Source organism: Pseudomonas soli, assembly GCF_900110655.1.
In the GTDB taxonomy this organism is placed as follows: Bacteria; Pseudomonadota; Gammaproteobacteria; order Pseudomonadales; family Pseudomonadaceae; genus Aquipseudomonas; species Aquipseudomonas soli.
The window spans coordinates 88,397-108,042 of record NZ_FOEQ01000011.1; the positions used below are offsets into that span (position 1 = coordinate 88,397).

The 19,646-nt window shown below is 66.0% G+C and carries 18 protein-coding genes and 1 pseudogene; 9 read left to right on the top strand and 10 right to left on the bottom strand.

The annotated features are described in order from the left end of the window. Positions 1-76 precede the first annotated feature (76 nt). Positions 77-1,564 carry an aldehyde dehydrogenase family protein gene (locus tag BMY03_RS20750; RefSeq protein WP_038706080.1) on the bottom strand — a complete coding sequence of 496 codons (1,488 nt, stop codon included), beginning with the start codon at positions 1,562-1,564 and terminating at the stop codon, positions 77-79. A 243-nt stretch (positions 1,565-1,807) separates the two neighbouring features. On the opposite strand from BMY03_RS20750, the gene BMY03_RS20755 reads away from it, so the two are divergent. The 5 genes and pseudogenes from BMY03_RS20755 (at position 1,808) to feaR (ending at position 6,956) form a co-directional block, all read left to right on the top strand. Further along, positions 1,808-2,977 carry a p-hydroxyphenylacetate 3-hydroxylase oxygenase component gene (locus tag BMY03_RS20755; protein WP_094012153.1) on the top strand — a complete coding sequence of 390 codons (1,170 nt, stop codon included), beginning with the start codon at positions 1,808-1,810 and terminating at the stop codon, positions 2,975-2,977. A gap of 70 nt (positions 2,978-3,047) precedes the next feature. Further along, positions 3,048-3,557 (top strand): annotated as a pseudogene (locus BMY03_RS20760) (flavin reductase family protein); the annotation flags it as partial. A gap of 223 nt (positions 3,558-3,780) precedes the next feature. Further along, a complete protein-coding gene (locus BMY03_RS20765) occupies positions 3,781-5,280 on the top strand; it encodes an APC family permease (RefSeq protein ID WP_023631204.1) in 1,500 nt (499 codons plus the stop codon). Continuing rightward, complete coding sequence (locus BMY03_RS20770; protein WP_094012154.1) at positions 5,261-5,824, top strand: DUF3156 family protein; 564 nt, start codon at positions 5,261-5,263, stop codon at positions 5,822-5,824. The genes BMY03_RS20765 and BMY03_RS20770 overlap by 20 nt, the downstream gene beginning before the upstream one ends. Positions 5,825-5,990: 166 nt before the next feature. Then, positions 5,991-6,956 carry a transcriptional regulator FeaR gene (gene feaR, locus BMY03_RS20775; RefSeq protein WP_023631206.1) on the top strand — a complete coding sequence of 322 codons (966 nt, stop codon included), beginning with the start codon at positions 5,991-5,993 and terminating at the stop codon, positions 6,954-6,956. Positions 6,957-7,040: 84 nt separating this feature from the next. On the opposite strand, the gene BMY03_RS20780 is transcribed toward feaR, so the two are convergent. The 7 genes from BMY03_RS20780 to BMY03_RS20810 all read right to left on the bottom strand — a co-directional run bounded on the left by BMY03_RS20780 (position 7,041) and on the right by BMY03_RS20810 (position 16,471). Continuing rightward, positions 7,041-7,406: a cupin domain-containing protein gene (locus BMY03_RS20780; protein WP_094012155.1), complete on the bottom strand. Its 366-nt coding sequence runs from the start codon at positions 7,404-7,406 to the stop codon at positions 7,041-7,043. Between the two features lie 30 nt (positions 7,407-7,436). After that, on the bottom strand, positions 7,437-8,735 hold the full coding sequence (locus BMY03_RS20785; RefSeq protein ID WP_046855715.1) for an NAD(P)/FAD-dependent oxidoreductase: 1,299 nt from the start codon (positions 8,733-8,735) through the stop codon (positions 7,437-7,439). 267 nt (positions 8,736-9,002) lie between these two features. Continuing rightward, entirely contained in the window at positions 9,003-10,160 is a 1,158-nt protein-coding gene (gene cprA, locus BMY03_RS20790; protein ID WP_094012156.1) for a cationic peptide resistance protein CprA, read from the bottom strand. A 366-nt stretch (positions 10,161-10,526) separates the two neighbouring features. Continuing rightward, entirely contained in the window at positions 10,527-11,207 is a 681-nt protein-coding gene (gene pdeM, locus BMY03_RS20795; RefSeq protein WP_094012157.1) for a ligase-associated DNA damage response endonuclease PdeM, read from the bottom strand. 4 nt (positions 11,208-11,211) lie between these two features. Further along, positions 11,212-13,806 (bottom strand): ligase-associated DNA damage response DEXH box helicase, encoded by a 2,595-nt coding sequence (locus tag BMY03_RS20800; protein ID WP_094012158.1) that lies wholly within the window; start codon positions 13,804-13,806, stop codon positions 11,212-11,214. Next, positions 13,806-15,461, bottom strand: a complete 1,656-nt coding sequence (locus BMY03_RS20805) for an ATP-dependent DNA ligase (protein ID WP_094012159.1) — start codon at positions 15,459-15,461, stop codon at positions 13,806-13,808. The genes BMY03_RS20800 and BMY03_RS20805 overlap by 1 nt, the downstream gene beginning before the upstream one ends. Continuing rightward, the gene (locus BMY03_RS20810; protein ID WP_094012160.1) at positions 15,461-16,471 is read right to left on the bottom strand and encodes a ligase-associated DNA damage response exonuclease; all 1,011 of its coding nucleotides are present in this window, start codon (positions 16,469-16,471) and stop codon (positions 15,461-15,463) included. The genes BMY03_RS20805 and BMY03_RS20810 overlap by 1 nt, the downstream gene beginning before the upstream one ends. Before the next feature lie 173 nt (positions 16,472-16,644). On the opposite strand from BMY03_RS20810, the gene BMY03_RS20815 reads away from it, so the two are divergent. Further along, a complete protein-coding gene (locus BMY03_RS20815; RefSeq protein ID WP_094012161.1) occupies positions 16,645-17,109 on the top strand; it encodes a PA2171 family ribosome-binding persister protein in 465 nt (154 codons plus the stop codon). Between the two features lie 34 nt (positions 17,110-17,143). On the opposite strand, the gene BMY03_RS20820 is transcribed toward BMY03_RS20815, so the two are convergent. Next, positions 17,144-17,647, bottom strand: coding sequence for a CinA family protein (locus BMY03_RS20820; protein ID WP_094012210.1), 504 nt, complete (start codon positions 17,645-17,647; stop codon positions 17,144-17,146). 182 nt (positions 17,648-17,829) lie between these two features. Here BMY03_RS20820 and BMY03_RS20825 point away from each other — a divergent pair, with 182 nt between their 5' ends. Both BMY03_RS20825 and BMY03_RS26420 read left to right on the top strand, forming a co-directional pair. Next, positions 17,830-18,063: a PLD nuclease N-terminal domain-containing protein gene (locus BMY03_RS20825; RefSeq protein WP_094012162.1), complete on the top strand. Its 234-nt coding sequence runs from the start codon at positions 17,830-17,832 to the stop codon at positions 18,061-18,063. 9 nt (positions 18,064-18,072) lie between these two features. After that, entirely contained in the window at positions 18,073-18,222 is a 150-nt protein-coding gene (locus BMY03_RS26420; protein WP_177182939.1) for a hypothetical protein, read from the top strand. A gap of 16 nt (positions 18,223-18,238) precedes the next feature. Here the strand turns inward: BMY03_RS26420 and BMY03_RS20830 are convergent, their stop codons facing one another. Then, positions 18,239-19,069 carry an alpha/beta fold hydrolase gene (locus tag BMY03_RS20830; protein ID WP_094012163.1) on the bottom strand — a complete coding sequence of 277 codons (831 nt, stop codon included), beginning with the start codon at positions 19,067-19,069 and terminating at the stop codon, positions 18,239-18,241. Positions 19,070-19,199: 130 nt separating this feature from the next. Between BMY03_RS20830 and BMY03_RS20835 the strand changes: the two genes are divergently transcribed. Beyond that, positions 19,200-19,640, top strand: a complete 441-nt coding sequence (locus BMY03_RS20835) for a MerR family transcriptional regulator (protein ID WP_094012164.1) — start codon at positions 19,200-19,202, stop codon at positions 19,638-19,640. The last annotated feature ends 6 nt before the right edge of the window (positions 19,641-19,646 follow it).

Below are 19,646 nucleotides of genomic sequence, written 5' to 3' on the forward strand. Positions count from 1 at the left end.
CGCGGTAGAACGCCGCCAGCTACGCCGGGCACCTGCAGGCAGTAGCGGCCTAGGTCGTGGTTGGCGCTGGTGATGGTCAGTAGCGGATCATCACCGACTTCAGCTCCGTGAAGTCGTCGATGAAGGCCGAGCCGAACTCGCGGCCGATGCCGGACGCCTTGATGCCGCCGAACGGCACCGCCGGGTCGAGCAGGGTGTGCATGTTGACCCACAGGGTACCGGCCTGGATTTCCGGGATCAGGCGCATGGCCTTGCCCAGGTCGTTGGTCCACAGGCTTGCGCTCAGGCCGTAGGGCGAGGCGTTCATCAGGTGGATCAGTTCGTCCTCATGGTCATAGGGCAGGAAGGTCGCCACCGGGCCGAAGGTTTCCTGGTTGAGCAGGGTGTCGCTCGCGCTGTTGGCGAGAATGACAGTGGGCTCGACGAAGCAGCCCGGGCCTTCGCCAAGGCGGCCGCCATGGACGATGCGGTTACCTTCGGCGCGGGCGGTGGCGAACAGCTCGCCAAGCTTCTGCTGGTGCGGTTTGTTGGCTACAGGGCCGAACTGGGTGGTTTCGTCCAGGGGCGAACCTATCTTCAGTTGGCCCAGGCGTTGGGACAGGGCCTCGAGCAACGGGTCAAGGCGTGAGCGGTGCACGTAGAAACGCTCACCTGCGGCGCAGATCTGCCCGGAATGCAGGAAGCCGGCCTCGATGATGCCGTCCACCGCCTTGTCGACGACGACATCGGGCAGGAACGCCACGGCGTTCTTGCCGCCCAGTTCCAGGGTAGCCCGGGTCAGCCGGGCGCCCATGGCCGCCTGGCCGACGGCGATGCCGGTGGGCACTGAGCCGGTGAACGACACCTTGTCGGTGCCTGGGTGCTCGACCAGCGCCTTGCCCACCTGGCCACCGCCGGTCAGTACGTTGAGGGCGCCCGGAGGCAGGCCGGCCTCGCTGGCCAGTTCGGCGATGCGCAGCAGGGTCAGCGGGGTGAACTCGCTGGGCTTGAGCACGATGCTGCAGCCGGTGGTCAATGCCGAGGCCAGCTTCCACAGGGCGATCATGGTGGCGAAGTTCCACGGCACGATGCCCACCACCACCCCCACCGGCTCGCGCAGGGTAAAGGCGCTGTAGCGCTCGCCGGCGAAGGAGGGCAGCGATGGGGTGATGGTCTGGCCGGTGATCTTGGTGGCCCAGCCGGCGTAATAGCGCAGGAAGTGCGCGGCCTGCTCCACCTCGAAGGCGCGGGCGATGCCGATCAGCTTGCCCGATTGCAGGGTTTCCAGCTGGGCCAGCTCCTCGCGGTTGGCCTCCAGCAGGTCGGCCAGGCGCAACAGCACTGTGGCGCGGGCGGCGGGACTGGTGCGCGACCAGCTGGCAAACCCCTGACGTGACGATGCGACGGCGCGCTCGACATCGGCCAGGTTGGCGTCGGCGACCTGGGCGATGGCTTCGCCGTTGGCCGGGTTGTGCACGGTGATGCGGGCACCGGATTGGCTGGTCACCGTTGCGCCGTGGATGTACAGGCCGTGGTCACGGGCGAGGAAGGCGCTGACGCTGGGGAGGAGGGGGATATCGCTCATGACAGGGCTCCGGATGGGCCGCAGCGGCCCGATTTGCGCAGGTTAGAGCGCGGCAAACCGGCGTTCTTGTCTGCCCATGCCAGCCACCATGACGCAGCCTGCCAGGCCCATGAAAAGTGCAATCCGAGGTGCGGAAGTTGCATTTTCCGCCTCGTCCACCGCTCCCATACTGACCCGGCATTCATCAGCGAACGCCCGCTTCCAGGCACCGTTCGCCAGGGTCCAATAACAATGAGCCAGACCATGAAAAAGCCAAACTCCCTGCTCGAAGACCTCAAGCCCCTGTTGCCGGACATCGCCGCCCGCGCCGACCAGGCCGAGCGCGAGCGCAGCGTGCCCGCCGAAAACATCGCCGCGCTCAAGGCCATCGGCCTGCACAAGGCATTCCTGCCCAGACATTACGGCGGCCTGGAAATCAGCCTGCCGCAGTTCGCCGAATGCATCGCCGCGCTGGCCGGCGCCTGTGCCAGCACCGCCTGGGCGATGAGCCTGCTGTGCACCCACAGCCACCAGCTGGCGATGTTCCCGGCACGCCTGCAGGACGAGATCTGGGGCCACGATCCGGACGCCACCGCCAGTAGCAGCATCGCCCCGTTCGGGCGTACCGAGGAAGTCGAGGGCGGCGTGCTGTTCAGTGGCGAGATGGGCTGGAGCAGCGGCTGCGACCACGCCGAGTGGGCGATCATGGGCTTTCGCCGGAGCAACCCTGAAGGCGGCCAGGACTACTGCTTCGCCGTGCTGCCGCGCAGCGACTACCAGATCCGCGACGACTGGTTTGCCGCCGGCATGCGCGCCAGTGGTAGCCGCACGCTGATCGTCGAGCGCGCCTTCGTGCCCGAACACCGCATCCAGAAGGCCCGGGACATGATGGAGGGCCAGTCGGCGGGCTTCGGGCTGTACCCGGACAGTGCGATCTACTTCAACCCGTACCGACCGTACTTCGCCAGCGGCTTCTCCACGGTCAGCCTGGGCATCGCCGAGCGCATGCTCGAGGTCTTCAGGGACAAGACCCGCAACCGCGTACGCGCCTATACCGGCGCCGCCGTCGGCGCGGCCACCCCGGCGCTGATGCGCCTGGCCGAGTCCACCCACCAGGTGGCCGCGGCGCGGGCGCTGCTGGAAAAAAGCTGGGAGCAGATCGCCGAGTACAGCACCCGCCGTCAGTACCCGACGCGCACGGAGCTGGCCTACTGGCGCACCAACCAGGGCTACGCGGTCAAGCTGTGCATCCAGGCCGTGGATCGGCTGATGGAGGCGGCCGGTGGTGGCGCCTGGTTTGAGGGTAACGAGCTGCAGCGGCTGTTCCGCGATGCGCACATGACCGGGGCGCATGCCTACACCGACTATGACGTCTGCGCGCAGATCCTTGGCCGCGAGCTGATGGGGCTGGAGCCGGATCCGGCGATGACCTGAGCTTCAACCGATGAACATCGCTGGAGCACTGTGGGTGCGACCCAGCCCAACAACCATGATGGAGCCTTGCATGTCCATTCCCTTCGATAGCCGCGCCTTTCGCCGCGCCCTGGGCAACTTCGCCACCGGCGTAACCGTGATCACCGCCAGCGACCCCTCGGGGCGCAAGGTCGGGGTCACCGCCAACAGCTTCAATTCGGTTTCCCTCGAACCACCGCTGGTGCTCTGGAGCATCGACAAGCGCTCCAGCAGCCATGCGGTGTTCGAGGCTGCCGGGCACTTTGCCGTGAATGTGCTGGCAGCCGACCAGGTCGACCTGTCCAACACCTTCGCCCGCCCCAGCGAAGACCGCTTTGCCGGAATAGAGCACGAGACCGGCGAGGGCGGCGCGCCATTGTTGCCAGGTTGCTCGGCGCGTTTTCGCTGCGAAAAGTTCCAGCAGATCGATGGCGGTGACCACTGGATTCTCATTGGCCGGGTGCTAGCCTTCGACGACCTCGGGGGGCCGCCGCTGCTCTATCACCAAGGCGCCTATTCCAGGGTCCTGCCGCATGAGCTGATGGATCGCTGCGTGCAGGGGTAACTGCGTCGAGGTGTTCGACGCCAGTGTTGCAGTGCCTCGAAATCGAGCGCTGCAAGGCTATCGCCTGGCACCTGGCAACACGGATCAAGGTTAGCGGCAGGCAGTGGCAAGACCTGCCTGGGTGGAGGCCGCAAAGTGACGGGGCAGACCCGGCGCACGCCAGCACTTGCGGCGCGCCGGGTAAGCGGTCATCTTTCTCTCGTCCACCCAGGGCCCACCCATGACAACCAATAATAAGCTCACCGAGCACCTGAACCGCGGCAGCGTCGGCTTCCCCACCGCGCTGGCCAGCACCGTCGGCCTGATCATGGCCAGCCCGGTGATCCTCACCGCGACCATGGGGTTCGGCATCGGCGGCAGCGCCTTCGCCGTGGCCATGCTGATCGCCGCAGTGATGATGCTGGCGCAATCGACCACCTTCGCCGAGGCGGCGGCGATCCTGCCCACCACCGGCTCCGTCTACGACTACATCAACTGCGGCCTGGGCCGCTTCTTCGCCATCACCGGCACCCTGTCGGCGTACCTGATCGTGCATGTATTCGCCGGCACCGCCGAGACCATCCTTTCCGGGGTCATGGCCCTGGTGAACTTCGAACATCTCAACACCCTGGCCGAGTCGGCCGGCGGCTCCTGGCTGCTGGGGGTGGGTTTCGTGCTGGTGTTCGGCGTGCTCAACGCCTTTGGCGTGAGCGCCTTCGGTCGCGCCGAGGTGGTGCTGACCTTCGGCATGTGGACCACGCTGATGGTGTTCGGCGTGCTCGGCCTGATCGCCGCGCCCGCCGTCGAGCTGGAAGGGCCGTTCGGCGTGTCGCTGGTCGGCACCGACCTGATGACCATCCTGTCGCTGGTGGGCATGGCCATGTTCATGTTCGTCGGTTGCGAGTTCGTTACCCCCTTGGCCCCGGAATTGCGCCGTTCGGCCTGGGTGATGCCCAAGGCCATGGCGCTGGGGTTGTTCGGCGTGGCCAGTTGCATGTTCATCTATGGCGCGGCGATGAAGCGGCAGGTGGAAAACGTGGTGCTCGATGCCGCCAGCGGCGTGCACCTGCTGGACACCCCCATGGCCATCCCGCGTTTCGCCGAGCAGGTGATGGGCGATATCGGCCCGGTGTGGCTGGGCATCGGCTTCCTCTTCGCCGGCGCTGCCACCATCAACACGCTGATGGCCGGGGTGCCGCGGATTCTCTACGGCATGGCGGTGGATGGGGCATTGCCCAAGGTGTTCACCTACCTGCACCCGCGCTTCAAGACCCCGCTGCTGTGCATCCTGGTAGTGGCGCTGATCCCCTGCCTGCATGCCTGGTACCTGGGGGGCAACACCGACAACATTCTGCACCTGGTGTTGGCGGCGGTATGCGCCTGGAGCACCGCGTACCTGCTGGTGACCCTGTCGGTGGTGATCCTGCGCATCCGTCGCCCGGACCTGCCGCGGGCCTATCGCTCGCCGCTGTTCCCGCTGCCGCAGATCGTCTCCAGCATCGGCATCCTGCTGGGCATGTGGTTCATCACCCCGCCGGGCATGAACCCGGCCGATGTGTATGTGCCGTTCGCCGTGATGCTTGGCGCCACCGCCGTCTACGCGCTGTTCTGGACGTTGTGCGTGCAGAAGGTCAACCCGTTCCGGCCTGCCAGGGTCGAGGATGTGCTGGAGAAGGAATTCGCCGCTGAGCCCGGTCAACCTCATAGCGAGCAGGTGCGCCATGTCGGCAAGCTGGCTTGAGCGCCTGAGCGGGCCACGCGCTCCGGCAGGGTATCGGCCTGGGGCGACCCTGGCGCGTCTGGGGCGCAACCTCGGATTGGCGGATTTGCAATCCGCAGCATCCTTTACCTACCGCGAGGATGGTCCGCGTATCGAGGTGCGTGAGCGCACCGAAAGCCACCTGCTGATGCACCTGGTGATGTGCGAATTCATCCTGCGCGTGCCAGCCAGTGGCCAGGGCACGCTGCGCGCCGAACTGCACCACACCGGCATGCTGCGGCGCAGCGGGCTGGGCTGTCGCCTGCGCGGCGGTGATCCGCTATTGTTCAAAGCGCTCGAGGCGCGCCTGGTAGAGGTGCAGACCGTCCTGATGCCCTTGGACTTCAAGCGATTGGCCATCGACTGCAATGACGGCCAGTGGCGGGTGACCCTGGAGCACATGGGCGCCAGCGAGGTGGTCAACCGGATGCCGGCGCTGCGCCGTTACATTCCCCTCACAACCGAACAGCGCCACCATCTCTGGCTGGCGTTCGACGGGTTGGCGTACACCCTGCGCGACCTCTGAATCCTGTAGGAGCGGCTTTAGCCGCGATCACCCGCAAAGCGGGTGCCAGGCACCGCGACACCTGCATCGCGGCTGAAGCCGCTCCTGCAAGAGATGACAGTTGTACGTTCATTGATAACATGTTAACAATTGCTCCATAACAACAACCGTTGCTGTGGAGGTCGCCATGCCCCAGCCCGCTTCAGTGCACAGCGCAAGCCCGGCCCAGGACGGCCTGGAGCGCTGGACGACGGCCATGCAGAAAGTCTGCGGCCAGTTCCAGACCGAACTTGCCTTCAACCGCTCGCTGTTCATCGGCGAGATCACCACCTTCAACCGCGCCGGTCTGGCCCTGGCCAACCTGCGCACCAACGCTGGCAATATCCGCCGCCTGGGCGACAACCCCGACCGTGACGACGACCAGCATTGCTTCCTGGTCAGCCAGCGCATGGGCTACTCGCAAATCACCCAGGGCGGCGCGAGCATCCAGCTTTCGCCAGGCGAGCTGCTGTTGATGGATTCGGTGGGCCCGTGCGAGATCACTCCATTCGGCCTGATCGAGCATATTTCGCTGTCACTGTCCCGCGAGCAGGTGCGCAAGCATCTTGCGAAGCAGGGCGCGACCTTCGGCAAGATCTCTTCGACCAACGCCTGCGGGCGCATGCTGCACCTGCTGATGGACCAGCTGTGCCGTGAAGGCGACGAGGCCGGGGCAACCCAGGGCGAGGCGCTGCAGGCCGCGTTCATCGCCCTGCTGGAGCCGGGCTTCGAGCACGCTGATGACAACCCCGGCTCGCTGGCCGGGCTCGGCGGTGTCAGCCTGCGCGGCTATGTGCAGAAGGTCATCGACGAGTCGCTGGGCCAGCCTGGGTTGACCCCGGCGAACCTGGCGGAGCGCCTGAGCATTTCGGTGCGCCACCTGTACCGGTTGTTCGAAGAGGAGGGCGATAGCGTGTGTCGGTATATCCAGCGCTCGCGGCTCAAGCGCAGCGCCGATGATCTGTCCAACCCGTTCCTCAAGCGCGAGTCGATCACCTCGATCGCCTACAAGTGGGGCTTCACCGACTCGGCGCATTTCAGCCGGGCGTTCAAGAAGCAGTTCGAACAGTCGCCGAAGGATTTCAGGGCCATGGCGTTGACGGCAGGGCGCTAAAAGCATCGCCGGCAAGCCGGCTCCCACAGGTTATGCGTTCCCTGTGGAAGCCAGCTTGCCGGCGAAGCGGTCGCGAGGATGTAATCAGGCTAGCGCAAGGTAATGCTTCACAAAGGTCTCGCTCAGCACCTCCCACAGCACCGGCGTGCCCTTGGTCACGAACCAGGCATCACCCGCTTTGTAGCGCGTCACCTGCCCGGTGGATTCATCGGTCAGCTGAATCTCGCCGGTCACGATCACCGCCTGCTCGTTGAACGGATAGACCATGCGGAACTTGCCCTGGGTGGTGCCGAAATAGGCACTGCTGACCGGGTCGGTCGGGGCGCCGTGGGTCATCTTGCCGTAGCACTTGACCTCGCCTTCGAGGATGGTCGAGCCAAGGTCGGCAACGGTGCCCCAGGCGTCGAGTTCGGACAGCTGCACACCCTGGCGGACGGCGGTGAGGGTCATGGTGGTTCTCCTGGTCTTGTTCAAAAGGAATCAACGGCGGCCGTTGAAGAAGCCCGACAGCTGATGCACGGTCTTGCCTGCGGTCAGCAGCAGAGGGCGGATATGGTCCTTGCCGAGGATGCGCGCGTGCTTGACCGAACTGATCAGGTCGTAGCGGGCCGAGCCTTCGCTCATGCCCTCGGCGAGGATCTTGCAGATGATGTGACTGGGGGTGACGCCAAAGCCCGAGTAGCCCTGCACGTAGAACGCGTTGGGGCGGTTGCTCAGGGTGCCGATCTGCGGGAACAGGTTGGCGCTGGTGGCCATCGGTCCGCCCCAGGCCAGGTCGATGCGCACGTCCTTGAGGTAGGGGAAGATCTTCAGCATCAGGTTGCGATTCCAGGCCTTGAGGTCCTTGGGGATGTGCTCCACGAACGGCGTGGCGGCACCGAACAGCAGGCGGTTCTCGCGGGTGACGCGGTAGTAGTCGATCACCGGGCGGATATCGCTGTAGGCGCCGCGGATCGGGCTGATGCGCTGGATGAGCTCGTCCGATAGTGGCTCGGTCATCAACTGGAAGGCATAGGTGTTGACGGTGCGCGCATGCAGTTCGGGTTCGAGCTTGTTGAGGAAGCTGTCGCAGGCCCACAGCAGCTTGCTGGCCTTGACCGAGCCGCGCCCGGTGCGCACGGTGATGCGCTCGCCGTAGTGCACCTCCAGCGCCGGGCTGTGCTCGAAGATCCGCGCACCGTGGCCGACCAGGGCCTGGGCCTCGCCAAGCAGCAGGTTCAGCGAATGCACGTGGCCTCCGCCCATGTGCAGCAGGGCGCTGCTGTAGGCGTCGGAGCCGATGATCTGCCTGACCTCCGAGCCGCCGAGGAAGCGGATCTCGTCCTTGCCGTTGATGGCTTTGAAGTCTTTCTCCCAAGCGCGCAGGGTCTTTTCCTGGCGGGCGTTGAAGCCCATGTAGCCGTAGCCGTGGCAGAAGTCGGCGTCGATCTGGTAGCGGGCGATGCGCGCCTTGATGATGCCGGCGCCCAGCTCGCTGATCTCGAAGATCTCGCGCAGGCCTTGATCGCCCACACTGCTCTTGATCTTCTCCAGGTCGTGGCCGATGCCGGCCATGATCTGCCCGCCATTGCGCCCGGTGCCGCCGAAGCCCAGGTAGCGGGCCTCGAGCACGACGACATTGGTGATGCCTTGCTCGGCCAGTTCCAGGGCGGTGTTGATGCCCGAGAAACCGCCGCCGATCACCACGACATCGGCTTCGATGTCGCTTTCCAGGGTGGGGAAGCTGAGGTTGTACTTCTTGGTGGCGGTGTAGTACGTCGGCGTTTCGATGTTGATCATGGCGCAGCCTGGACAGTTGGAATTGTTGGACAGCACGGCTTGCACAAGCGCTGGCGGTTGCAGGTATTGAGCACCTAACGACAGGTAGGTGTCTTGCCTGGGACTGCCAGGGTTTTGCTTCAGGCTGCCAAGTTGTCCATCGCGTCCAACACCGTAGGCATACGGCGGCAGCATGACCTCCACGGGAGAAGTGGTGATCATGCGCCTCATGAATATGTTAAGTAAATCACCCTCTGTGGTAGCTTGCCTGTAGACGCCAAATGGCGCTTACTTGAAATCCCACTGCATCTGCGTGGCGATGCTCACACCGCTGGACGACTTGACGCAGACGTCCAGGTAGTCGGTGAAGCGTGGCGGCATGGCAATGCCTTCTTCCAGCAGGCGGCTGTTGTCGAACAGGTAGTTGAGGTCGGCGAAGCCGCTGTACAGGCGCAGTGCGCGCAGCACCAGCCGTGGGTTGGCCGGGCCGATGCGGGTTTCGAAATGGCTGGCGAGCGATTTGAGGTCGTCCGCCTCGACCTTGCGATAGCGCTCGCCCACCGGCTCCGCGCCATTGGCCAAGGCGAAGGCCTGGTCGATCTCGGCGAAAGTGCAGGCCGAATGATGGCCGGCGGAGATATGGTAGAGGTCATGACCCAGGAGTGGCTTGAGCGCCAGGCCGATCAGCGCCTCGGCGCAGTAGTCCACCGGGATCACGTCGATCTGCTCGTCCAGGCCGCAGGTGAAGCTTTCCAGGGCGAAGCCCATGCGGAACACCCAGAAGATGCTGCCCGAGGCCTGGCAGCCGAGGCTGCGGTGGCCGACCACGATGGATGGCCGCGCCACCACCAGCGGCAGGCTGGGCAGCTCTTCACGCATGCGCCGTTCGATCTCTGCCTTCGAGGCGGTGTAGTCCACCAGTTGCTGCGCGGCCTCGGGGAACTCCCACGATTCGCTGATCGGCGACTCGCGCTGCGGGCCGCAGCACATGGCGGTGCCGACGTGGAGGAAACGCTTGAGACGACTTGAGCGGCTCAGCACCTGGGCAAAGGCGTAGGTGCCCTCGACGTTTACCGGCCAGATATTGGGGTTCTTCGAGAACGAGGCCACGGCGGCGCAGTTGATCACCCGGTCGACCTGCATCAGGCGCGGGGTCTCGCGAGCCAGCCAGGCAGTGTCGAGGAAGTCGCCGCAGAGGATCTGCGCTTCGCTCAGGGCCTGGCTCTGGCTGTCGCCGACACCGTGCTGGCGCAGGTTGTCGCGCAGGCGTTGCAGGCCCTGCGCCGGGTTGTCGGCGCGAACGAGGAAGCACAGGGCCTCGGCATGCCCTTCGGCGATCATCTGTGCGGCGACGGCGCCACCGAGAAAACCTGTGGCACCGGTCAGCAGAATACGCTCCTGGGCTGGACACGGGAGGGTGGGCGTATGAATGGCGGGGGTGTTCATAGGTTTCCTCGGCAAGTAATTTGCCAGTGCTTCATTCTTTGGAATGGGTGTGAAAGTTACGTGAAAAGTTTGCTCGTGCGACTAATTCAAGTCCGGAGCTATTGGGTTTTTGATAAACATGGCGTGAGCCGATATCACCTCGGAAAGCGCGTCGCATGGGAATCATGGCCCTGCACCGCGCAGGCAGATAGCGGCGAAGAGCAGGGCGGCGAGTTATTGTCTGGCGGGGCGAGGGTTATTTCAATTAACTGTTGGCACGGTTATGCAGGTTTTTGGTGAAACAATTTTAATGGGCCATGAGCAGATGTAAGCAGCTGTATCGAATGTGTAAATATATTTAAATTTGCATGCGGTTAATTGTTCGTATCACTTCAATTGTTCGGGCACTTCCCAGATCCCTCCATCACCGATGACATAGACCCGCTGACCCGTTCCCGGCTGCAGCGTCATCGCGCCGGTGAAGCTGCCGAACGACGGCAACAAGGTCAGGTGCTCGCCGACCAGGAAACAAGGCAGGCGCACCTGTTGGCGGCCACGGCCGCGCAGGCGGTACGCCGGATGCACATGGCCCGCCAGTACATGCCGCTGCGGGTGCGTGCAGGGCTCGTGGTGCAGGGCGAACGGGCCGAGCGCCAGCGGCTCGGCCACCACCTCGATGCCCAGCCCGGCCGGCGGATCACCGGCATGCCGGTCATGGTTGCCACGCACCAAAGTGATGGGCAGCGCCGCATGGCGGGTGCGCCACTCGGCAAGGGCCGCCAGGGTTTGCGGGGTCCTGCCTTTGGCGCTGTGCAGGAAGTCGCCGAGAAATACCAGGTGCTGGCAGGCAAAGCGCTGCAGCAGGGCATCCAGGCGCTGCAGGTTGCAGGCGGTGGTGCCACTGGGCACCGGCTGGCCCAGTGCCCGGTAGCCGGCGGCCTTGCCCAGATGCAGGTCGGCGATCAGCAGGGTCCGCCGCTCTGGCCACCATAGGGCTTTTTCCGCCAGCAGGCAGAGTTCGGTGCCGGCCACCTTTACGCTGATGTGCGAAGGAGGGGGGCTGGCCATGGCCTCAGGACCGCTGCCTGGCCGGGCGTGGCCGGCCGTCCTTGCTGCGCCTGGCCTTGCGCGCGCGGCCAGGTTCACGCGTGTCATCCTCGACCATCAGCGTGGTCAGCGGCGCAGGCTCCTGGGCCCCGGCACCTGCGGCCTGCTCCAGGTCGCTGACCATGCGCCGGATCCGGTCGGCGAGTTTTTCCGAGCTGAGGCTCTCGCGAAAGCGCTCGACCATCAGCGGAAAGGCGAACGGTGTGGCGCGCCTGATGCTCCGCAGTTGCAGCGGCAGAGGCTGCAAGCGCTGCAGGGTCTGGCGCAGGCGTTGCACATCCAGTTCCTGGCTCAGCACCTCCTGGCGGGCCTGGGTCAGCAGCAGGTTGTCCGGATCGTGCTGCCTGAACACATCGAAGTACAGCCCGCTGGAAGCCTGCAACTGGCGCGTGCTCTTCGGCGCACCGGGGTAGCCGGTGAACACCAGCCCGGCGATCCGGGCGATCTCGCGAAAGCGCCGGCGCGCCAGCTCGCCGGCATTGAGGCTGGCCAGTACCTCGGGCAGCAGGTCTTGGCTGTCGAACAGCGCCGGGGTCAGGGCACCGGCGTAGTCGATGGCGCTGGCGCACAGCAGTTCCAGGCCGTAGTCGTTGACCGCGATGGAGAAACTCAGCGGCGTATCCCGGGCCAGGCGCCAGGCCAGCAAGCTGGCCAGGCCCAAGTGCACCGAGCGCCCGGCGAAGGGATAGAGAAACAGGTGCCAGCCCTCGCGGGACTTCAGGGTCTCGGCCAGCAGGACGTTTTTGTCGGGCAGCGCCGACCAGGCTTTCTGCACCTCCAGCAACGGGCGCAGCAGGCGCATTTCCGGGCCTTGGTACATCCCTGGGTCCGCCGCGTCCAGCTCGGCCAGCATCGCTTCGGCCAGTTCGCCCGAGAGCGGCATGCGCCCGCCGTTCCAGCGCGGGATCGCGGCCTTGCGGTCGCTGGCGCGGCGCACGTAGACGGTCATGTCGCGCACTTCCACCAGCTCAAGCGTGCGGCCAGCGAACAGGAAGTGGTCGCCCGGGCGCAGGCGGGCGATGAAGCCTTCCTCGACGCTGCCCAGCGATCCGCTGCCGCCGCGGGCCCAGAACTTCACGGTCAGGCTGGCATCGCTGACCAGGGTGCCGATGCTCATGCGGTGACGGCGTGCCAGGCGTGCGTCGGGCACCCGCCAGCGGCCTTCGGCGTCCGGCTCGGCGCGGCGGAAATCGGGGTAGGCCGTGAGCGAGAGACCGCCGTGGCGGATGAACGCCAGAGCCCATGCCCATTGCGTCTCGCTCAGGTCGCGGTACGACCAGGCGCTGCGCACTTCGGCGAGCATGTCCTGGGCATCAAAGCCATCGCCGAGGGCCATGCTCACCAGGTGCTGGACCAGCACATCCAGTGGCCGCTCGGGGGCCTGGCGCGCCTCGACCTTGCCTTGCGCCACCGCCCTGCGTGCCGCCGCCGCCTCCAGCAGCTCAAGGCTGTGGGTCGGTACCAGCGTGGCACGCGAGGGCCGGCCCGGGGCGTGGCCGGAGCGCCCGGCGCGCTGCATCAGGCGCGCCACCCCCTTGGCCGAACCGACCTGCAGTACACGCTCCACGGGCAGGAAGTCCACGCCAAGGTCCAGGCTTGAAGTGCACACCACTGCCTTCAGCTGGCCTTTCTTCAAGGCCAGCTCCACCCAGTCGCGCACCTCGCGTGACAGCGAGCCATGGTGCAGTGCCAGCAGCCCGGCCCAGTCGGGCCGCGCCTGCAGCAGTGCCTGGTACCAGGTCTCCGCCTGCGAGCGGGTGTTGGTGAACACCAGCGTGGTGGCGCTGCCCTCCAGTTGTTCGACGACTTGCCCGAGCATGCGCAGGCCCAGGTGCCCGGCCCAGGGGAAGCGTTCGATGGCGGCCGGCAGCAAGGTGTCGATGCGCAGGTCCTTGGCGTCATGCCCCTGCACCAGGCGGCCCGCCGGCATCAGCACTTGCCGGGCATGTTCCAGGTTGCCCAGCGTGGCCGAAAGCGCCCAGACCATAAGCGACGGCTGCCAAGAGCGCAGGCGGGCGAGGGCCAGTTGCAACTGCACGCCCCGTTTGTTGCCGAGCAACTCGTGCCATTCGTCCACCACCAGCATGCGCAGGCCGGCGAACGCCTCGCGCGCATTGGCCTGGGTCAGCAGCAGGGTCAGGCTTTCCGGTGTGGTGACCAGGGCGCTGGGCAGGCGCCGTGCCTGGCGGGCGCGTTCGGCGCTGCCGGTGTCACCAGTGCGCAGGCCGATGCTCCAGGCGATCCCCAGGTCATCCAGGGGGGCCTGCAGCGCCCTGGCCGTATCGGTGGCCAGGGCACGCATGGGGGTGATCCACAGCACGGTCAGCGGCGCCATTGCAGGCTTGCCGCGACCTGCTGACGTGGGCAGGGAGGCACACTGCCCGGCAAAACGATCCAGCGCGGCGAACCACACGGCATAGGTCTTGCCGGCGCCGGTGGCGGCGTGCAGCAGCCCCGATTCGCCGTCGGCCACGGCTTGCCAGACGGCCTTCTGGAAGCTGAACGGCTTCCAGCCGCGCTCGGCGAACCAGCGGCTGGAGGGCTGGCGGCGCTTGACCATCAAAGCAGCCCCTGCAAGGTGGCCAGCGTGTCGGCCTGCTCGATGGTCTTGTCGGTGCGCCAGCGCAGCATGCGTGGGAAACGCACCGCGATGCCGCTCTTGTGGCGCTTGGACAGGGCGATGCCTTCGAAGCCCAGTTCGAACACCAGGGTCGGCGTGACGCTGCGTACCGGGCCGAACTTGTCCACCGTGGTCCTGCGCACGATGGCGTCGACCTTGCGCATCTCTTCGTCGGTGAGGCCGGAGTAGGCCTTGGCGAAGGGCACCAGCACCCGCTCGCCGGGGGCACTATCGTCCCATACCGCGAAGGTGTAGTCGCTGTACAGGCTGGCGCGCCGGCCATGGCCGCGCTGGGCATAGATCAGCACCGCATCGATGCTGAACGGGTCGATCTTCCATTTCCACCACAGGCCCAGGTCACGGGTACGGCCCACGCCGTACAGCGAGTCACGGCGCTTGAGCATCATGCCCTCGACACCCAGCTGGCGCGAGGCCTCGCGCTGGCGGGCGAGCGCCTGCCAGTCGTCGCCGGTCACGCGCGGCGACAGGCGCAGGCGAGCATCGCCTATGCTACCGACCAGCGCCTCGAGCTGTGCCCGACGCTGGTCCTGGCTGCGGCTGCGCCAGTCTTCGCCTTGCCACTCCAGCAGGTCGTAGGCCAGCAGCGCCGCCGGCAACTCGTCCAGCAGCTTCTTGCCCAAGGTCTTGCGGCCGATGCGTTGCTGCAGCAGGGCGAACGGCTGGACGCCAAATGCCTGTTCGTCGCTGTCGGGTGGCGCCTTCCAGATCACCAGCTCGCCATCGAGCACGGTGCCGTCGGGCAGCGCGGCGGCGAGTTGCGCAAGCTCGGGAAAGCGCTCGGTGATCAGCTCCTCCCCCCGCGACCACAGCCAGGCACGCCCATCGCGTTTCACCAGCTGGGCGCGGATACCGTCCCACTTCCATTCCACCAGCCACTGCTGGGGCGGGCCGAGCACCGCGTCGAAGCGCTCGAGCGGCTCCTGCAGCGGGTGCGCCAGGAAGAACGGGTAGGGCTGGCCGCCGCGCTGGGCATGTTCCTCGGCCGACTCCTGGGCGATCAACGCCAGGTAGCGCTGGGGCGTCGGCTGGTGCGCAAGGTCGGTGTAGCCGACCATGCGCTGCGCCACGCGCTTGGCGTCGACCCCGGCCAACGCGGCCAGGGCGCGGGTCACCAGCAGCTTCGAGACGCCGACGCGAAAACCACCGGTGAGCAGCTTGAGGCTGACCATCAGGCTTTGCCGGTCGAGCCGCGTCCACAGCGCCTGCAAACGCGGCGCCAGTTCCTCGGGGGGCAGGCCGCGCAACGGCAGCAGTTGCTCCAGCCACCACTGCAAACTTTCATCCGCGACCTGGGTCGACTCTGGCAGCAACAGCGAAAGGGTTTCGGCGAAATCGCCGACGGCCTGGTAGCTCTCCTCGAACAACCACTCGGGCAGGCCGCACAGGCGGATCGCCAGGTCGCGCAGCACACGGGTCGGCACTACTTGGCGGGGGCGCCCGCCAGCGAGGAAGTACACCGCCCAGGCGGCATCGGCTGGTGGTGCGTCGGCCAGGTAGTCCTGCAGCGCGGCAAGCTTGGCATTGCTCGAGGTGGTGGCATCGAGCCGGGCGTAGAGTTCGGCGAAGGCTCTCATCAGTTGGTCGGCTCCAGGCTATCGTCTTCCTCGCCGTACTCGGTCTGGAAGGCTCGGGCATCAAGGCCGCGTTCGGTCAGGTAGCGAACCAGCACATTGACCTGGCCGTGAGTGACCATCACCCGCTCGGCGCCGCTCTGCTCGATGGCCCAGAGCAGGCCGGGCCAGTCGGCGTGGTCGGAGAGCACGAAGCCGCGATCGACGCCGCGCCGACGCCGCGCCCCACGCAGCAGCATCCAGCCGCTGGCGAAGGCGTCACTGTAGTCGCCGAAGCGGCGCATCCAGGTGCTGCCCCCCGCCGAGGGCGGGGCGAGGACCAGCGCCTGGCGCAGCAATGGGTCGCCCTTGCTGGTCGCCGTGGCGGGCAGGGTTTCCGGCAGGCGCACACCGGCGGCACGGTAGACCTGGTTCAGCGGCTCCACCGCGCCGTGCACCAGCACCGGGCCGATGCTGGCATCTATGCCATGGAGAATCCGCTGGGCCTTGCCGAAGGCATAGGCGAACAGCACGCTTGGACGCCCGGCGGCGGCATTGGCGCGCCACCAGGCGTCGATGTCGGCGAAAATGCAGGCCTGGTCTTGCCAACGGTAGATCGGCAGGCCGAAGGTCGATTCGCTGATGAAGGTGTGGCAGCGCACCGGTTCGAAGGCTTCGCAGGTGCCGTCCGGCCCGACCTTGTAGTCGCCGGAGGCGACCCACACCTCGCCGCGGTATGCCAGGCGTACCTGGGCCGAGCCGAGCACATGGCCGGCGGGGTGAAAGCTCAGGGTTACGCCGTGGTGCTCCAGCGGCGTGCCGTAGGGCAGGGTCTGCAGGTCGATGTCCTCGCCCAGGCGGGCGCGCAGTATCCCGGCGCCGGGCGTCGCGGCGAGGTAGTGGCGATTGCCGCGCCGGGCATGGTCGCCGTGGGCGTGGGTGATCACCGCCCGGTCGACCGGCCGCCAGGGGTCGATGTAGAAATCACCGGGTGGGCAATAAAGCCCTTCGGGGCGCGCGACGATCAGCTCCATGGCTCACCTTGGCCGAGGGGGTTAACAGCTCAGAGCCTGGCAAGGCGTGGCAGGTTCATTGTTCGTTGCAGTCACTTTGCCGCTTCGTAACCGTTCATCGTCGCCGTCGAACACCGCGTCAAAGCGTGGCTCCACTGGAGGCAATGCTGAATTCATAACCGACGAGGCCCGCCATGAATGCAATCGAATTGCTGGTACAAGACCACAAGACCGTGAAAAAGCTGCTCGACGAGCTGTCGGCCACCACCGAGCGCGCGGTGAAGACGCGTGGTGAGCTGCTTGCGCGCATCGAGCAGGAGTTGAAGGTCCATACCGAGCTCGAGGAGCGCATCCTCTACCCGGCCATCAAGCAGGCCGGTGGCCGGGAGGAGGAGAAAATGTACCACGAGGCCAAGGAGGAACACCGCACGGTGGACGCGTTGGTCCTGCCCGACCTGCTCGGCACAGCAACCGACACGGTCGAGTTCGCCGGACGGGTCAAGGTGATGAAGGAGTTGCTCGAGCACCATATCGAGGAAGAAGAGAGCGAGCTGTTCCCGACCGCAAGAAAACTGCTCGGCAAACAGGCGCTGGATGACATGGGGCAGGCCATGCAGGCGCACAAGAAACTGCTCGGAGCCGGGCATTCCGCAGCCTGACTCGTGTGCCGGGCGAGGTCATTGCAGAAGGTCCTCAAGCGCGCTCGCCGCGCAGCCAGCGTTGGTGGTAATGCGCCAGTCGCGCCAGGCCATGCAGCGCGCCTTGGCGCATCACGTCGGGGCGCTCGCCAAAGAAGCGTTGGGTGCAGGTGAACACGGCCATCGGTTCGCCGGCAAAGGCCCAGGCAAAACACAGGGTGCCTGGGGATACACCGGATTCGGGGGAGGGGCCGGCAACCCCGGTGGTGGCGATGGCGACACTGGCCTGGCTGTCGCGCAGTGCGCCGCGGGCCATTTCCCAGGCCACCGCCTCGCTGGTCAAGCCGAATCGTTCGATGGTCTGCGGGTCGACCCCGAGCAGCCGCTGCTTGGCGTGCGCAGAGTAGACCACGTAGCCGCTCTCCAGTACCTCCCCGGTGCCGGGCACCCCGGCCAGTAACGCCACCATGGCGCCTGCGGTGCAGGATTCGGCGGTGGTCAGTAGAAGGTGATTCTGCTTGAGATAGGCGAGGGCGGCGTGCACCGGGTCTTGTCGCATCGGCATGACTCACTGAGCTGTTGAGTGATGGACGCCTACGCCTGCGGTTTGGTTCAGCGCCACTGCGCGGCGCCCGTCCATCTACGGCGCGGGATCCGCGCTGAACTTTGTCGGCGCCCGGGAATTCCTCTGTCAAGGCCGCCGTGTCCATCTCCGGATCGGCGTCAGGAAGAGGATCGATCATGAGTGACCCCGTGACGTATTTCTGGATTGCCTTGGTGGCGATCCTCCTGCTGGTCGACCTGTGGGCGATCATCAGCGTGTTTCGCAGCGACAGGTCCGATGGCGTGAAGGTCTTGTGGTCGCTGCTGCTGGTGGTGTTCCCCGTGGTCGGGCTGGCCATCTGGGGTGTCGCCGGTCCGCGAGGCATCAAGCGTGGCACCGGACCGACTTCACCCGAACACAGCAAAGGTTAGGAGAAACGCATGAAACAGCAGGAGGATCGTCGCCCGCGCGAATCTGCGGGCAAAGCCGAGCGCGACAACGACGCCCATCGGCCAGACGGCTCCACCGGCACCCGGCATGACTCGACGGCGCAGAAGACCGCGCGCGGCAAGGGCCGGCGCCAGGGCTGAGCGCCGGCCCGGCCTGTCAGCTACGGAAGAAGGCGAGCAGGTCTTGGTTGATCACGTCAGCGTGGGTGGTGGGCATGCCATGGGGGTAGCCCTTGTAGGTCTTCAGGGTGCCTTTGGCCAGCAATTTGGCCGACAGCGGCCCCGAATTGTCGTAGGGCACGATCTGGTCATCGTCGCCATGCATCACCAGCACCGGCACCGTTACCTTTTTCAGCGACTCGGTGAAGTCGGTCTGGGAGAACGCGACGATGCCGTCGTAGTGCGCCTGGGCGCCGCCCATCATGCCCTGGCGCCACCAGTTGAGGATCACCCCCTGGTCCGCCTTGGCACCGGGACGGTTGTAGCCGTAGAACGGCCCCGCCGGGATATCTTGGTAGAACTGCGCGCGGTTGGCCTTGAGCTGGGCCTGGAGGTCGTCGAACACCGATTTGGGCAGCCCGCCGGGGTTGCTGTCGGTCTGGACCATCAACGGCGGCACGGCGGCGATGATGGCGGCCTTTGGCACCTTGTCCTCGGGATGGCGAGCCATGTAGTGGATCACCTCGCCACCGCCAGTGGAGTGCCCGACATGGAACGCCCCCTCGACCCCCAGGTGCTTGACCACCGCCGCCACGTCGTCGGCGTAGTGGTCCATGTCGTGGCCGTCCCAGACCTGGCTCGAACGGCCATGGCCACGGCGGTCATGGGCGACCACGCGGTAGCCTTCGGCGACGAAGAACAGCAGTTGCGCGTCCCAGTCGTCGGCGCTGAGCGGCCAGCCGTGATGGAAGAATATCACCTGGGCGTCCCGGGGGCCCCAGTCCTTGTAGAAGATCTCGAGTCCTTCCGGGGTTGTGACGTATGCCATTTCGCGTCTCCTGATTCTAGGGTGTGGAACGAGCTTTGCGGCGAAGGCGGGCCATTGAGGGTTCACTGGCCACCGGACAACTCTAGGATTAAAGTGCACTTCAAGGTCAATGCAATTGCACAGGTGCTGCATGAGAATAGGAGAGCTGGCCAAGCTCACGGGCCTGGCCCCGTCGCGTATCCGCTTCTACGAGGCCAGTGGGCTGATCAGCTCGGTCGAGCGCAAGGCCAATGGCTACCGCGACTACGATGCCGATGCCGTATGGGTGCTGGAGATGATCACCAACGCCCAGGCTGCCGGGTTTTCGCTGGAGGAGATCCGCCGCTTGCTGCCGGCCAAGGCCAAGGGCTGGCAGCACGATGAACTGCTGGGCGGGCTCAGGCGCAAGGTCGAGGAGATCGAGCGCCTGCAGGAGCGTCTGGCACGCAACAAGGCGCAGCTGCTGCTGGTGATCGAGGGCATCGAGAGCAAGCCCGAAGGCATGCAGTGCGTGGACAACTCGCAGCGGGTGCTGGAGCGGCTGCGTGAGGAAATGGTCCAGGAAAAGGCGCGGCGGGGAGCGGACCTGTAGCAGCGC